Annotated in this window: 13 protein-coding genes; 3 read left to right on the forward strand and 10 right to left on the reverse strand. The window is 73.0% G+C overall.

The features are described from left to right. Positions 1–3: 3 nt before the first annotated feature. Entirely contained in the window at positions 4–705 is a 702-nt protein-coding gene (locus ACIRS4_RS27995; RefSeq protein ID WP_404201259.1) for a CDP-alcohol phosphatidyltransferase family protein, read from the reverse strand. A 40-nt stretch (positions 706–745) separates the two neighbouring features. On the opposite strand from ACIRS4_RS27995, the gene ACIRS4_RS28000 reads away from it, so the two are divergent. After that, complete coding sequence (locus tag ACIRS4_RS28000; protein ID WP_404201261.1) at positions 746–2,233, forward strand: glycosyl hydrolase family 28-related protein; 1,488 nt, start codon at positions 746–748, stop codon at positions 2,231–2,233. A gap of 42 nt (positions 2,234–2,275) precedes the next feature. Here ACIRS4_RS28000 and egtD read toward each other — a convergent pair whose 3' ends face one another. From egtD to egtA, 4 genes are read right to left on the reverse strand one after another with little or no spacing between them, the layout of a single operon-like run. Then, positions 2,276–3,238: an L-histidine N(alpha)-methyltransferase gene (gene egtD, locus ACIRS4_RS28005; protein ID WP_404201263.1), complete on the reverse strand. Its 963-nt coding sequence runs from the start codon at positions 3,236–3,238 to the stop codon at positions 2,276–2,278. Continuing rightward, positions 3,235–4,023, reverse strand: a complete 789-nt coding sequence (gene egtC, locus ACIRS4_RS28010; RefSeq protein WP_404201265.1) for an ergothioneine biosynthesis protein EgtC — start codon at positions 4,021–4,023, stop codon at positions 3,235–3,237. The genes egtD and egtC overlap by 4 nt, the downstream gene beginning before the upstream one ends. Next, positions 4,023–5,378 (reverse strand): ergothioneine biosynthesis protein EgtB, encoded by a 1,356-nt coding sequence (gene egtB, locus ACIRS4_RS28015; protein WP_404201267.1) that lies wholly within the window; start codon positions 5,376–5,378, stop codon positions 4,023–4,025. Before egtB ends, egtC begins: the two co-directional genes overlap by 1 nt. Next, positions 5,375–6,688 carry an ergothioneine biosynthesis glutamate--cysteine ligase EgtA gene (egtA, locus tag ACIRS4_RS28020; protein WP_404201269.1) on the reverse strand — a complete coding sequence of 438 codons (1,314 nt, stop codon included), beginning with the start codon at positions 6,686–6,688 and terminating at the stop codon, positions 5,375–5,377. Before egtA ends, egtB begins: the two co-directional genes overlap by 4 nt. A gap of 320 nt (positions 6,689–7,008) precedes the next feature. Here egtA and ACIRS4_RS28025 point away from each other — a divergent pair, with 320 nt between their 5' ends. Further along, positions 7,009–7,878, forward strand: coding sequence for a TIGR02452 family protein (locus ACIRS4_RS28025; protein WP_404201271.1), 870 nt, complete (start codon positions 7,009–7,011; stop codon positions 7,876–7,878). Here ACIRS4_RS28025 and ACIRS4_RS28030 read toward each other — a convergent pair. The 4 genes from ACIRS4_RS28030 to ACIRS4_RS28045 all read right to left on the reverse strand — a co-directional run bounded on the left by ACIRS4_RS28030 (position 7,863) and on the right by ACIRS4_RS28045 (position 11,656). Beyond that, positions 7,863–8,309 carry a type II toxin-antitoxin system PemK/MazF family toxin gene (locus tag ACIRS4_RS28030; RefSeq protein ID WP_404201273.1) on the reverse strand — a complete coding sequence of 149 codons (447 nt, stop codon included), beginning with the start codon at positions 8,307–8,309 and terminating at the stop codon, positions 7,863–7,865. The genes ACIRS4_RS28025 and ACIRS4_RS28030 overlap by 16 nt on opposite strands. Before the next feature lie 44 nt (positions 8,310–8,353). Further along, positions 8,354–9,844: an SPFH domain-containing protein gene (locus tag ACIRS4_RS28035; protein WP_404201275.1), complete on the reverse strand. Its 1,491-nt coding sequence runs from the start codon at positions 9,842–9,844 to the stop codon at positions 8,354–8,356. A gap of 133 nt (positions 9,845–9,977) precedes the next feature. Continuing rightward, positions 9,978–10,196: a hypothetical protein gene (locus ACIRS4_RS28040; RefSeq protein ID WP_404201277.1), complete on the reverse strand. Its 219-nt coding sequence runs from the start codon at positions 10,194–10,196 to the stop codon at positions 9,978–9,980. Between the two features lie 26 nt (positions 10,197–10,222). Next, positions 10,223–11,656: an amidase gene (locus ACIRS4_RS28045; RefSeq protein ID WP_404201279.1), complete on the reverse strand. Its 1,434-nt coding sequence runs from the start codon at positions 11,654–11,656 to the stop codon at positions 10,223–10,225. 177 nt (positions 11,657–11,833) lie between these two features. On the opposite strand from ACIRS4_RS28045, the gene ACIRS4_RS28050 reads away from it, so the two are divergent. Continuing rightward, positions 11,834–12,838: a TerC family protein gene (locus tag ACIRS4_RS28050; protein ID WP_404201281.1), complete on the forward strand. Its 1,005-nt coding sequence runs from the start codon at positions 11,834–11,836 to the stop codon at positions 12,836–12,838. Positions 12,839–13,123: 285 nt separating this feature from the next. On the opposite strand, the gene ACIRS4_RS28055 is transcribed toward ACIRS4_RS28050, so the two are convergent. Beyond that, positions 13,124–13,687, reverse strand: coding sequence for an NAD(P)H-dependent oxidoreductase (locus ACIRS4_RS28055; RefSeq protein ID WP_404201283.1), 564 nt, complete (start codon positions 13,685–13,687; stop codon positions 13,124–13,126). Positions 13,688–13,691: the final 4 nt, after the last annotated feature.

The following is a 13,691-nucleotide window of genomic DNA, read 5'->3' on the forward strand; positions in this document are numbered from 1 at the left end:
CCCTCAGTGCAGTTCCCGGAACCACTTCACGAGAAAGGCGGCCATGAACACCACATGGGCGAGCAGCAGAGCGCAGTACACCGCAAGGAAGACGTCCTGACGACCCAGGAATAGGAACGCCAGGCACGTCAGTCCGTAGTCGACCGGCAGCAGCAGCACGGAGCGCAGCGCCCGGGGCGAAGGCGCCGGTCCCGGCCCGGGGCTCCGCTTCTTGAGCTTCTCCGTCAGGATCCCGCCGAAGAAGATCACCACCGCCGCGAGCTCGAAGAGCATCGGCGCCAGCAGGAAGACGGGGTCGGGCAGCGCGAAGAAGCGGTAGAACGACACCAGCACCACCAGGTGCAGGGCGACGATCTTGATGCAGTCCAGGACATGGTCGAGCCACTCGCCCGCCGGGCTTCCCGAGCGTTGTCCGCGAGCGAGCTGACCGTCCGCCGAGTCCAGGAAGAACCCCACGACCAGGGCCGCACAGACGCAGACCGCCATCGTCGGCCCGGGCGGCACGAGGGCCACCGCGGCCAGGGCCGGGAAGGTGAACAGGGCGCTGAGAACGGTCAGTTGATTGGGCGTGGCCCCCGCCCGGTAGGCCAGTGCGGCCAGCACCCGGCCGGCCGGACGGTTGACGAACCGGGTGTAGAGCGAGACCCCCTTCGCGGGCTTCTGCGCCGCCGACAGATGTCTGAGCACCTCAGCAAACTCGGTCATTTCCCACCTTTGTCACCAAACCGCTGGAAAGAAGGCAATTATGGCAGAACGGGGAGACGGGATGTTCCCTGTCAGCCGTCGGCAACTTCTGCGTGGCGGGGCGTCGGTCGTGGCCGCGACGGCCCTCACCGCCACCAGCGCCTCGGCCGCAGCCGGACCGGGCCACCGCCCCGGGGCGCCGCCCGACCTCGTCGGCATCGGGCGGGAAGTCCCCGCCGCCGTCCGGGCCGCCCGCGTGATCAGCGTGACCGACCTCGGAGCGGTCGGCGACGGACGCACCGACGACAGCGCGGCGTTCATGACCGCCTACGCCGTCGCGGCCGCCCGGATCACCCGCGGGGTGGGGCGTGTCGTGATCGAGATCCCGGCGGGCGAGTACCTCATCACCCGCCCGCACGCCCTGATGGACGGCGCGCCCCCGCTCGGCCCTGCCAGCGGCCTGCGCTTCTCGGGGGCGGGCAAACGCATGACCACGCTCGTCTTCCGTCCCGTCCAGGGGCCCGGCTCCTATCTGTGCCGCAACGACGACATCTGGTCGAACGTCTCCTTCGAACGCATGCAGTTCCGCTCGGCGACGCCGGGCGCGTCCTTCTTCAACTCCCACTCCACCGGGCAGGCGCAGGACTACCGGTTCACCGAGTGCGAGTGGATGGGGGAGTGGGAGTACGGCATCGCCCTGGACGGCACCAACACCAACTCCGAGATGCGGTGGGAGGCGTGCCGTGTCGGCGGCGCCTACCGCAAGGCGTTCCTCTACTCCGGGGTCACCGGGCGCGGCCAGACGGACCCCAACGTCCAGGACCAGTTCCTCAACTACTGGTTCACCGACATGAAGGTGGAGTACGAGTGGGGCAACTTCCTGGAGTTCCCCTACGGCGGGTCCATCACGTGCCGGGGCGGCTCGTACATCATCACCGGCACCCGCCCGCGCCCCACCGCGGAGTACGGCACCGCCAGCACGTTCTTCCGCTTCCCCGTCGCCGGGCACCATGACTCGGTGCAGCGGTTCCACGCCCAGGACATCCGCTTCGAGGTGCGCAACCCGGACGTGCGGATCATCGACAGCGCGTGGCGCGGCGGCACCGTCCACTTCAGTGACTGCGACGACACCGGCCTCGCCTTCAAGGCCTTCTCCCCCGAAGTCCGCGCCCACCGCTACACGGTGGGACCGCGGGGCCCGCTGGTGCGCTACGAGTCCTGCCAGTTGGTCGGCCGTCACGAGTACCGGTCGACCGGGGAGCAGGGCACCGTCCCGACGGTCGCCCGCTACGACATGTGTGTGCTGCGCAGCCACCCGGAGAACGAGTTCGTGATCGCCGAAGGGGCCATGGAGCGGTCCGACTTCGTCGACTTCGTCGACTGCCTGGACGGGGCGGGCGACGACGGCCGGCTCGCCCCGGCCGCACCGCAGGAGCCGGGGCCCGGGGCCGGGCCCCAGACCCCGGACAACCCCCAGGCGCCGGCCGCTCCGCAGGCCGCGAACGGCTCGACGGCGGCCGCCGCCGAACCGCCCGCGGCACCGCGCTGACCGCCGCCGGCTGCCCTCGCCGGCCGCTCGCCGTGCTGTCGCTCAGCGCACCACGCTGAGCGACAGCGCGAAGCGTGCCTCGCGGTCGGTCCACCAGTGGGTCAACTCCATTCCGGCGGAGCGCAGTTCGGACCGCACTCCGTCCTCCCGGAACTTCGCCGACACCTCCGTGCGCAGTTCCTCGCCGGCCGCGAAGTCCACGGCCAGGTCCAGCGCGTGGATCTTCACGGTCTGCTCGGCGAGCGAGCGCAGACGCATCTCGATCCACTCGTTCTCCGCGTCCCATAGGGCCACATGCGCGAAGGCGTCCGGGTCGAAGTCGGCGCCCAGTTCGCGGTTGACGACGCTCAGGACGTTCTTGTCGAAGGCGGCCGTCACCCCGGCCGCGTCGTCGTACGCCCGGACCAGCACCTCCTCGTCCTTGACGAGGTCGGTGCCGAGCAGCAGCGCGTCCCCCGGCGCCAGCAGCGCGCGCACCGAGTCCAGGAACGCGGCCCGCTCGCCGGGAAGGAGGTTGCCGATGGTGCCGCCGAGGAACGCCAGCAGACGCGGGCCGGGGGTGTCCGGCAGCGTCAGCGGTGCGGTGAAGTCGGCGATGAGGGCGTGGACTTGAAGGTCCGGCCGCTCGGCGACCAGCGCCTCGCCCGCCCCGGTGAGGGCGCTCTCGCTGACGTCGACGGGCACGTAGGCGCGCAGGCCCGTCAGCGCGTCGATCACATGGCGGGTCTTCTCCGAGGAACCCGAGCCCAGTTCGACCAGCGTGCGGGCCCCGGACGCGGCGGCGATCTCACCCGCGCGGTCGAGAAGGATCTCCCGCTCGGCGCGGGTGGGGTAGTACTCGGGCAACTCGGTGATCTTCTCGAAGAGTTCGCTGCCGTGCGCGTCGTAGAACCACTTCGGAGGCAGGGTCTTGGGGGTGGCGGTCAGGCCGCTCAGTACGTCGGCGCGCAGGGCCGCGCCGGTGGCGTCCTTCGGCAGGGTGCGGGTGATCTGGAACGGGCTCACGTGCCGGCCTCCTCGGATGGTGCGGTCGCCGCGTCCGCGCCAGGGTCCTTCAGCGGGGTGAGCAGGACCTCGGTGCGGGTCGCCGCGAGCAGGGTCCGGTCAGGGACCTCCTGCCAGTGCGGATCGTCGTCGTGGGGCTCGGAGGCGACGACCGTGCGGCCGGGCGCCTTCAGGTACCAGAGGGTGTCGCCCCAGGCCGTCGCGGTGATCGTGCGGCCGTCGGTGAGCAGCAGGTTGAGGCGGGAGCCGGGCGCCGCCGCGGCGACCTCCTGCACGGTGTCGCCGAGCGCCTGGGCCCCGGTGTCCCCGGCGCGCAGCCGGGCGAGGACCAGCGCCCACACGAACGCCGAGTCGTTGCGGGCCTCCATCGACAGCACGTCCGCCGCCGGCAGGGTCCGCACCAGCGGGGCCAGGGACCCCGGCCAGCCGGCGACCGCCCCGTTGTGGCTGAACAGCCAGGGCCCGGCGGCGAACGGGGCCGCGGCGGCCTCAGCGTCGGCGCCGGACAACGTCGCGTCGCGCACGGCGGCCAGCAGCGCCCGGCTGCGCACGACGCGCGCCAGGTCGGCGAAGGACAGGTCCGCCCAGATCGGTCCGGCCCGGCGGTAGCGGGCGGGCGCCGGATCGCCCTCCGCGTACCAGCCCACGCCGAAACCGTCGGCGTTGACCGTGCCGTGCCGCTGCCGCCGGGGTGCCCAGGACTGCCGGTAGAGAGCGTGCGGAGGGTCCACGAGGAGTGCGCCGAGCGGTGACTCCTCACCCACGCAGGCCATGTGACGGCACATCAGAGATCCCCCGAGCGGGCCGTGCGGAAGCCGGCGAAGATCTGCCGCCGGATCGGATGGTCCCAGTTGCGGAACGTGCCCCGGCAGGCCACCGGGTCCACGGCGAAGGAACCGCCGCGCAGCACCTTGTGGTCGGGGCCGAAGAACACCTCCGAGTACTCCTTGTACGGGAACGCCCGGAAACCCGGGTACGGCTGGAAGTCGCTCGCCGTCCACTCCCACACGTCCCCGATCAACTGCCGTACGCCGAGCGGGGACTCGCCCTCCGGGTAACTGCCGGCGGGAGCCGGGCGCAGGTGCCGCTGGCCCAGGTTGGCGTGCTCGGGCCCCGGGTCGGCGTCCCCCCACGGGTAGCGCATGGAGCCGCCCGTCGCGGGGTCGTGGCGGGCCGCCTTCTCCCACTCGGCCTCGGTGGGCAGCCGGCGCCCGGCCCAGCGGGCGTAGGCGTCGGCCTCGTACCAGCACACGTGCAGCACCGGCTCGTCGGGCGGGACGACCTCGGTGACGCCGAAGCGGCGGCGCAGCCACTGCTTCCCGTCACGGCGCCAGAACAGCGGGGCCCGCAGGGAGTGGGCGCGCACATGGGCCCAGCCACGCGGCGCCCACCAGCGCTCGTCGTCGTAGCCGCCGTCCTCGATGAACGCCTGGTAGGCGGCGTTCGTCACCGGGGTGGTGTCGATGTGGAACGACGCCACCTCCCTTTCGTGTGCGGGCAGTTCGTTGTCCAGCGCCCAGGGCTCGGCGGCTGCGCCCATGGTGAACGGGCCGCCGGGGACGAGGACCTCGGCAGGCCCGGTGAACAGTGGGGCCGGGTCCGGGTCGGGGGCGGTCAGGGCCGTCGGGCCGGTGCGCAGCTGATGGGTGATCAGCATCGTCTCGTCGTGCTGCTGTTCGTGCTGGGCGATCATGCCGAAGGCGAAGCCCGCCTCGGTCAGCCGGGTGCCGTGGAAGTCGGCCGACTCCAGCACGTCCAGGGCCCGGCCGCGGACCTCGGCCGCGTACGCGCGGGCCTCGGCGGGCGGCAGCAGGGGCAGCGAGGGCCGTTCGGAGCGCGGGTGCTCGAAGGCGTCGTACAGGCCGTCGATCTCCGGGCGCATGGCGTCGCGGCCGGCCACCGCGCGCAGCAGCCACAGCTCCTCCTGGTTGCCGATGTGGGCGAGGTCCCACACCAGCGGGGACATCAGCGGGGAGTGCTGGGCGGTGAGGTCGGGGTCCTCCACGCAGGTGGTCAGGAGCGTGGTGCGCTCGCGGGCCGCGACGAGGGTGGTCAGCGCCCGCTCGCGCAGCGCCTCGCCGTCAAAGGCCCGGGGTGCGGGGGACTGGGGCGCGGGGGGCTGGGAGGCCGGGGCGGTCATGCGAGGGTGTCCTTCCCGTGGGCGCGAGCCGTGCCGCGCAGTAGGTCGAGCTGGTCGTCGGCGGGGCAGCGGCCGCGCAGGACGTGGCGGTCCAGGTGCGCGGCGACGGCGTCCAGGACGGCGTCCGCCGCGCCGAGCCGGGGCAGCGCCTCCAGGGCCGCCGTGAAGCAGGCGACCGCGGCCTCCCGCAGCTCCGGGTCGGCCAGCCCGTCGCGGGCCGCGTCGGTCCACAGCGGGTTGTGCGGGGCGCGCATCGACATCCCCCGCTCCGCCAGCGGCTTCACCGCGCGGTAGGCGCTCTCGGCGGCCTCCGGGTCGTCGAAGAGGGCCGCCGTCACCGCCACCGGCACGATCCAGCCGTCGTCGCCGGGCTGTGCGTCGATCATGCGCAGCTCCAGGTGACCGCGCGGGCGGACCGGCGGGAACAGCGTGGACAGGTGGTAGTCGAGGTCCGCCCGGGTGGGCGACCCCGTCCGGATCCACTCCCGGAACGTCAGCCCGTCGGGCACCTCCCAGGGGCCGTCCTCGCGCCGTACGCACATCACCGGGGCGTCCAGCACATGCCGGGCCCAGGCCGCGCGCGGCTCGGCGTCCAGGTCGGGGGCGCCCGCCCGGCCGGGGCCGATCCGCGTCCACAGCAGCTGCCGGGTGGAGCGCCAGCCGGTGGGGACGCCGTCGAGGAGCGGGGAGTTGGCGAACGCGGCGACCAGGACCGCGCCCAGGGTGTGGGCCAGCAGCCAGCGCCGTCCGTGTCCCAGCGGGCCGGGCTCCTCGTGGCCGGCGTCCAGACAGACCTGGACGGAGGCGGAGGAGCACATCATGGCCCGGCCGGCCGGGCCGGTGCGGTCCAGGCAGGTCTCCAGCGCGTCGTAGCGGGGTTCGTGCAGGAATCTGCGGGGCGGGTGCCAGGGGTCGGTGCCGAGCCCGGCGAGGGCCAGACCCTCCCGGCGCAGGACCGCGCGGACGGCGTCCAGGTCGGCGCGGAGGCCGGTCACGCACTCGGTCAGGGAGGCGGCGGGCTGCGAGCTGAGCTCCAGCTGGCCGCCGGGCTCGACGGTGAGCGCCGAGCGGAGGGGCAGGGGGCGCAGTGCGGCGTAGGCCGCTTCGAGTCGTTCGGGGGTGACGGGGAGCCGAGGCTCACGCGCGTCGTGGACGAGCCATTCGAGTTCCACCCCGAGCGTGCGGGGCGGTCCGGTCTTGAAGCAGATGCCCCTCACCAGGGCCTCGACCTCCGCTTCGGTGAGCGGCGTACGGGGCCCGAGGGGCTGCGTACAGTCGCCCACGGAAGCGGCGCTTGATATGTCGGACATGTAGGGATCCTCCTGAGATTCCACCATGCCACCGGTCGGGCGTCGGTGTAGGTCCGACCGGCATCACTCGTCCCACCCAAAACCCTCAGGCTCATTCGCACAAGGGTGCACATCGGTGCATCGGGGACTGGGAACCTCTGCTTCCATGTTGTTTCCGGGGCGTTCGCGCCTTTGTCGTCGAGGTGTTCTCCTGCCCGGAAAACCCGGTTGCACCGCCCGTCAAGCATCGCTGACGATGCGTGCATGAGCACGACGGGGGAGAGGGGCGGGGCGCGGGCGGCCGCGCGGCCCGCGGCTGTGGCGTCCACGGGGGTGGCGCCATGAGCGCGCGGCTGCGCGGCATCGCGCGTGAGACGGAGGAGATCGTCGCGGCGGGCTCCTACCGCGCGTCCGACGGACGCGAGGTGACGCTCGCGGCGGCTGTCGAGGCCGCGCGGGCCGGGACCCGGATGACGGGCCCTGGCCCGGTCCCGCTCCCCGCCTCCGCCCTGACGGCCGCGGGAGCCCCGCGGCCGCTCGTCGAGGTCACCGGCGAGAGCAGTCTGCAGGCCGCTTGCCGTCTGGCGGACGGGGCGGACGGGGCGGACAAGGCGGACGGCACGGGCGCGTCCGTCGCCGTGCTCGACTTCGCCTCGGCCCGCAATCCCGGCGGCGGCTACCTCAACGGCGCCCAGGCGCAGGAGGAAGCCCTGTGCCGGGCCTCCGCACTCCACACGTGTCTGCTCCAGGCCCGCGGGTTCTACGACCACCACCGGGCGCACCGGGACCCGTTCTACTCCGACCGGGTGATTCACGCGCCGGCGGTGCCCGTCTTCCGGGACGACCGGGGCCGGCTCCTGGACGCGCCCCGCGCCGTGGGCTTCCTCGCCGCCGCCGCGCCGAACGCCGGGGTGGTGCAGCGGACGGAGCCGGAGCGGGCCGGGGAACTGCCGGGGGCGCTGGCCGTGCGGGCCGAGCGGGTGCTGGAGACGGCCGCGGCGTACGGCTACGACCGGCTCGTCCTCGGCGCCTGGGGCTGCGGGGTGTTCCGCAACGACCCCGCGCGGGTGGCCGCCGCCTTTCGGACACTGCTGGGCCCCGGCGGCCGGTTCGAGCGGGCCTTCGGCCACGTCGTGTTCGCCGTGCTGGACCGCACGCCCGGTCAGCGCGTGCTGGGCGCCTTCGACCGGGCGTTTCAGGTCCAGCCGTAGCGTTCGTGGAGGCGGTGGCGGACCAGGCCGAACCGCATGCGGTCCAGGGCGCACGCCTCGCGGCGCATGCCGTCCTCGTGCAGGCGCAGCACCCGATCGACGTCCACCCACGACTCGCGTCCGGACCGGTCCCACGGCCCGCTCCCGATCGGCACCCACTCCCGGTCCCCGTCATGACGCCTGCTCGACAACTGCACGGCGAGGAACGTCCCGGCCGCCTCGCGGGCGACGACGAGCACCGGACGGTCCTTGCCCCGCCCGTCGTTCTCCTCGTAGGGCACCCACGTCCAGACGATCTCGCCGGGATCGGGGTCGCCGTCGTGCGCGGGGGAGTACTCGGTGCGCACCCGGCCGACCTCACGGGGGTCGGCCTCGACGGTCGCGGAGGGCCCGAAGCGGCCGGGGACGTTCTCATCGGTGAAGGCGGTCACGGGGGCACCCTAAGGGCTGCGGGCGGCCCCCGTGGCGCGAGGCGTCACACCCCGTCCACCGGCACCTTCTGCCCGGCCGGCGGGGCCGGCGGCGTGGGAACGCCGTTGAGGGAGGCCGTCTGCGCGGCCGTCCCGGGCTGGTTCATGGAGGCCAGCAGCTGACGCGCCAGCCCCAGCCCGGTCCCGCCCATCGTGAGCGCCTTGGCGAACAACTCGGCCATGCCGTCGGCCCCGTTGAGCAGCACCATGTTGTCCACGCTGCCGAAGGCGGACGCGCCCGCGCGCACGATCTCCGGCCAGTTCTCGGCGAGTTGCTGCGCGACGACGGCCTCCTGGTTCTCCGCGAGTGCGGCGGCGCGCGCCTTGATCGCCTCCGCCTCCGCGAGGCCCTTCGCCCGGGCCGCCTCCGCCTGCGCGAGCCCCTTGGCCTGAGCGGCGGCGGCCTCGGCCTCACCGGTGGCCCGGGTCGCCGCCGCCGTCGCCGCGCCCCGCGACTTCGTCGCCTCGGCCTCCGCGCCCGCGGCCGCCTTGACCCGCGTCGCCTCCGCCGCGGCCGCCAGCTCCGTCTCCCTCGCCTTGGCCTGCGCCGCCGAGATCCGGGCGTCGCGCTCGGCCTCGGCCAGCGTCCGCTTCTCGTACGCCTGCGCGTCCGCGGGCTTGCGGACGTCCGCCTGGAGCTGCTGCTCGCGCCGGTGCGCCTCCAGCTCGGCGACCCGGGTCTCCTGGACGACGACCTCCTGGCGGGCGCCCGCCTCGGCGAGCGGCCCCGCCTGCCGGGCCGCCGCGGCAGCCTTGTCCCGCTGGGCCTGGTAGCCGGCCTGGAGGATCTCACTGTCCCGGGTGGCCTCCGCCATCCGCGCGGACGCCTGCTGCTCCGCCTCCGTGGCCAGCCGGTTGGCCTCCGCCTGCGCGATGCGCGCGTCCCGCTGCACGGCCGCCGCGTGCGGCATCGCCAGGTTCTGGATGTACCCGGTCGGGTCCTCGATCTCGTGGATCTGCAGCGAGTCCACGATCAGACCCAGCTTCTCCATCTCGGTGCCGCACGCGGCCCGCGTCTGCCCGGTGAGCTTCTCCCGGTCGCGGATCATGTCCTCGACCGTCAACCCGCCGACGATGGACCGCAGATGACCGGCGAACACGTTGTGCACCCGCTCCGACATCAGCTTCTGCTGGTCCAAAAACCGCCGCGCCGCGTTGGCGATCGACACGAAGTCGTCGCCCACCTTGAAGATGACCACGCCGCGCACCTTGAGCGGGATGCCCTGGTGTGTCACGCAGTCCACGTGCAGTTCCGTCTCGTTGAGGTCCAGCGAGAGCTTGCGCACCACCTGCACGCCGGGCACCACCAGCGTGCCCCGGCCGGTGACGATCCGGAATCCCATGCCCGCCTCCAGCCCCTCCGTACGGTGGGTGGAGCCGGAGATGACGAGTGCCTCGTTGGGTTCCGCGACCCGCCACATCATCTTGAACAGACCGATCAGCACGAGGACGGCGACGACCGCCGCCCCTGCCACGACGCCGATGAACATCGGCATTCGCCCCCTTCGGATGGCGCCCTGTCAGCGCCGAACGAAGGGAGTGTGCGCCTGCGCGAGCCCGTTATGAAGCCGCTGACGGATCCTTGTCGCAGTCTTGACGACCGCCTTGCCCGAACGCGCGGCGGACGGCTCAGCCTTCGTACGCCTGCGTGACGTAGACGGTCCTCGGCGGCAGATACTCCACGACCATCACCACCGTGCCCGGCGCGATGCGGCCGGTGCCGTTCGCCGGATGGGCGAGGAAGTGCTCGGCGCCGCCGCGCACACGGACGATCACCTCGCCCACCAGGCCCGGTCCGACCGTCCCGGTGACCCGCCCCATCAGCCCGACCATCGACGCGTCGTCCATACGGCCAGCGTACGGGCGGAACGTGGTCATCCGGCCGTGACGTTCACGGCCGGTTCCGGCTCCGGATGTGGCGGCCACAGCTCGTGCCAGCGCAGCTGCGCCTCCAACTGCGCGGCGAGCGACAGCAGCAGAGGTTCGCTGTTCGCCGGGCCGAGGAGCTGCGCCCCGACCGGCAGCCCGCCCGGCGTGAAGCCCGCCGGCACGTTCACGCCGGGCCAGCCCAGCACGTTCCACGGCCAGGCGTACGGGCACGCGGCGATCATCGCGCGGTCGGTGGCGAAGCCGCTCAGCCGCGCCATGGCCCCGATCCGCAGGGGCGGCGCGGCGGTGGTCGGCGCGAGGACGACGTCGTACCGGTCGAAGAAGCCGCCGATACGGCGGTGCAGGACCGCCTCCGCGCGCCGCGCCGCCCGCAGAGGCGCGCCGCCGAGGAGCCGGCCCAGCCGGGCGGCTCCGTGGGTGCGCCGGTCGAGCAGGGCGGGGAAGGGCGACTCGGTGACGAACTCGGCGATCCCCGCGGTCGCCCGTGGCACGAAGGCCAGCCCGATCTGCCCGTACGGCGGGTCGGCCTCCTCGACGGTGTGCCCCGACTCCGCCAGTTTCTCGGCGAGTTCGACGACGCGGGCGCGGACCTCGGGACGCAGCCGGGCCGGCACCGCGGTGAACGGCGGCTTCAGCGCCAGCGCGACGCGCAGCCGGCCGGGATCGCGGCCCACCGCGGCGTAGGCGTCGACGGCGGGCGGCCGGTGCGGGTCGTGCTCGTGGTTGCCGCTCGCCGCGTCCAGGAGGAGGGCCGCGTCGGCCACGGTCCGGGCCAGGGTGCCGTTGACGGTGATGCCCTGGAAGGGCTCGCCGCGCGGCCAGGTGGAGATGCGCCCGCGCTGCGGTTTGACGCCGACGAGATGGGTCCAGGAGGCCGGGATGCGGACCGAGCCGGCCCCGTCCGAGCCGAGCGCGGCCGGCACCAGCCCCGCCGCCACGGCCGCCGCCGAACCGCCGGAGGAGCCGCCCGGGGTGTGTCCGGTGCTCCACGGGTTGCGGGTCGCGCCGAAGGCCGGGCCCTCGGTGAACGGCCACTGCCCCAGCTCGCACGTGTTGGTCTTGCCGACGATGATCGCGCCGGCCGCGCGCAGCCGCCGTACCGCCTCTCCGTCCTCGGCGACCGCCGGGTGCTCGCCTCCGCAGCCGAAGGCGGTCGGCTCGCCCGCCACGTCCATGTCGTCCTTCACCGCGACCGGCACCCCGAGCAGTGGTTTGCGGACTCCGTCGGCCAACTCCCGGTCGGCCGCCTCGGCTTCGGCGAGCGCGGCCTTGGTGCGGACGATCCGGAACGCGTTCAGGGTGTCCTGGGTGGACTCGATCCGCGCCAGCGTCCGCTCGACCAGCGTGCGGGACGTCACCTCGCCGGCGGCCAGCGCGCGTGCGGTCTCCACCAGGCCTGCGGAACGGTCGAGCGTCATAGCGGGACACCTCCGGGAGCGCGTTGTCTACCGAACGGTAACGTCTGGCGGGGGGAGGCGGAACGCCCCACGCGGCACACGAAGGCTTGACCGTCTGTTCACCTCGGCGCGGTGGAACCGGCGTCGGTGCTCGACCACGATGTGCAGCCTCGCACCGGCCCCCAGGAGTACCGCCCCGTGAACGTTTCCCTCAACGTCTGGCTGCTGACCGTGGTCGCCCTGTGCGCGCTCGTCGCCGTCGACTTCCTCATCGGCAGGAAACCCCACGACGTGTCGGTCAAGGAGGCCGGGACCTGGACGGTCGTCTGGATCGTGCTGGCCGGTCTGTTCGGCGTCGGCCTGTTCGTCTTCGGCGGCGGACGGCCCACCGGGGAGTTCTTCGCCGGGTATGTCACGGAGAAGTCGCTGAGCGTGGACAACCTCTTCGTCTTCGTCCTCATCATGGGCAAGTTCGCGGTGCCCTCGCAGTACCAGCAGCGGGTGCTCATGGTGGGCGTGGTGATGGCGCTGGTGCTGCGCGCCGTCTTCATCGCGGCCGGCGCGGCGATCATCTCCGCCTTCTCCTGGGTGTTCTACCTCTTCGGCGCCTTCCTGATCTGGACGGCCTGGAAACTCGTCGAGGACGCCCGCAAGGGGGGTCACGAGGAGGAGTACGAGGAGAACAAGCTGCTGAAAGCCGTCGAGCGGCGCTTCGGCGTGGCAGACCGGTACCACGGCACCAAGCTGTGGATCGAGCAGAACGGCAAGCGGGTCATGACCCCGATGCTGGTCGTGATGCTGGCGATCGGTTCCACGGACGTCCTGTTCGCGCTGGACTCCATCCCCGCGATCTACGGTCTCACCGAGGACCCGTACATCGTGTTCACGGCCAACGCGTTCGCGCTGATGGGTCTGCGCCAGCTGTACTTCCTCATCGGCGGCCTGCTGAAGAAGCTGGTCCACCTCAGCTACGGCCTGTCGATCATCCTGGGCTTCATCGGTGTGAAGCTGGTGCTGCACGCGCTGCACGAGTCCGGGGTGCACGTTCCCGAGATCGGCATCCCCTTCTCGCTCGGTTTCATCGTGCTGGTCCTCGCCGTCACGACCGTCACCAGCCTGAGGGCCGCGAAGCGGCAGGAGGCGGCTGCGGGCGCGGGCGGGACGCGGGAAGCCGCGGGTGAGGCAGGGAACCCGGTCGCCTAAGGGCTGTCCCGTAATCCCTGGCGGGCGTGCGACGACAGCTACGGCACCTCGCCGCGTTGTCGGAACGTCCGCATCCATCCAGTATGCGGACGTCCCTCCGCCTTGCGATGCACCGCATCTGACGCCGCACGCCGATCCACCAGGGATTACGGGACAGCCCTTAGCCGCGTCGACGGGGGAGGCGGCCGGCGGCGCGGCAGCCCTTAGGCATCGGTCGCCGCATCGGAAAGGGGCCCGGAGACGTTCCCGGGCCCCTTCCGCGGCGACGAGGCGCCGTCACGCCGTTCAGGCGGCCGCGACCTCGCCCGCGTGGCCGTGCAGACGGGCGACGACCTCGGTCAGCTGCGCGGCGACCTCGGCGTCGTCCGCCGGGTGGGTCTCCGCGAAGCGGGTCAGCGAGCCGGGGATGGAGAGCTTGAGGTCCTCGATGACCCGGGCGCCGGCGATGCCCACGGACTTGCGGGCCTCGTCCTGTGCCCAGACGCCGCCGAACTGGCCGAAGGCGGTGCCGACCACGGCGGCGGGCTTGCCGCCGAAGGCGCCGGCGCCGTAGGGGCGGGACAGCCAGTCGATCGCGTTCTTCAGGACGGCCGGGATGGTGCCGTTGTACTCCGGCGAGAAGAGCAGGAAGGCGTCGGCGGCCTGGGCGGCCTCGCGCAGCCTGGCGGCCGCGGCGGGGACGCTGCCCTCGACGTCGATGTCCTCGTTGTAGAAGGGGATCTCGGCCAGGCCCTCGTAGAGGTCGACCTCGGCTCCCTCGGGAGCGAGCTTGGCGGCCGCCTCGGCGAGCTGGCGGTTGGTCGAACCGGCACGGAGGCTGCCGACGAGCGCGAGGATGCGAACAGACATGACT

Source organism: Streptomyces sp. NPDC101166 (assembly GCF_044768125.1).
Lineage (GTDB): Bacteria > Actinomycetota > Actinomycetes > Streptomycetales > Streptomycetaceae > Streptomyces.

What these genes read in the sequence shown, in the direction of transcription:
- ACIRS4_RS27995 (WP_404201259.1), bottom strand. Translation starts at nt 705, where the DNA reads ATGACCGAGTTTGCTGAGGTGCTCAGACATCTGTCGGCGGCGCAGAAG.
- ACIRS4_RS28000 (WP_404201261.1), top strand. Translation starts at nt 746, where the DNA reads ATGGCAGAACGGGGAGACGGGATGTTCCCTGTCAGCCGTCGGCAACTT.
- egtC (WP_404201265.1), bottom strand. Translation starts at nt 4,023, where the DNA reads ATGTGCCGTCACATGGCCTGCGTGGGTGAGGAGTCACCGCTCGGCGCA.
- egtB (WP_404201267.1), bottom strand. Translation starts at nt 5,378, where the DNA reads ATGACCGCCCCGGCCTCCCAGCCCCCCGCGCCCCAGTCCCCCGCACCC.
- egtA (WP_404201269.1), bottom strand. Translation starts at nt 6,688, where the DNA reads ATGTCCGACATATCAAGCGCCGCTTCCGTGGGCGACTGTACGCAGCCC.
- ACIRS4_RS28025 (WP_404201271.1), top strand. Translation starts at nt 7,009, where the DNA reads ATGAGCGCGCGGCTGCGCGGCATCGCGCGTGAGACGGAGGAGATCGTC.
- ACIRS4_RS28035 (WP_404201275.1), bottom strand. Translation starts at nt 9,844, where the DNA reads ATGCCGATGTTCATCGGCGTCGTGGCAGGGGCGGCGGTCGTCGCCGTC.
- ACIRS4_RS28040 (WP_404201277.1), bottom strand. Translation starts at nt 10,196, where the DNA reads ATGGACGACGCGTCGATGGTCGGGCTGATGGGGCGGGTCACCGGGACG.
- ACIRS4_RS28045 (WP_404201279.1), bottom strand. Translation starts at nt 11,656, where the DNA reads ATGACGCTCGACCGTTCCGCAGGCCTGGTGGAGACCGCACGCGCGCTG.
- ACIRS4_RS28055 (WP_404201283.1), bottom strand. Translation starts at nt 13,687, where the DNA reads ATGTCTGTTCGCATCCTCGCGCTCGTCGGCAGCCTCCGTGCCGGTTCG.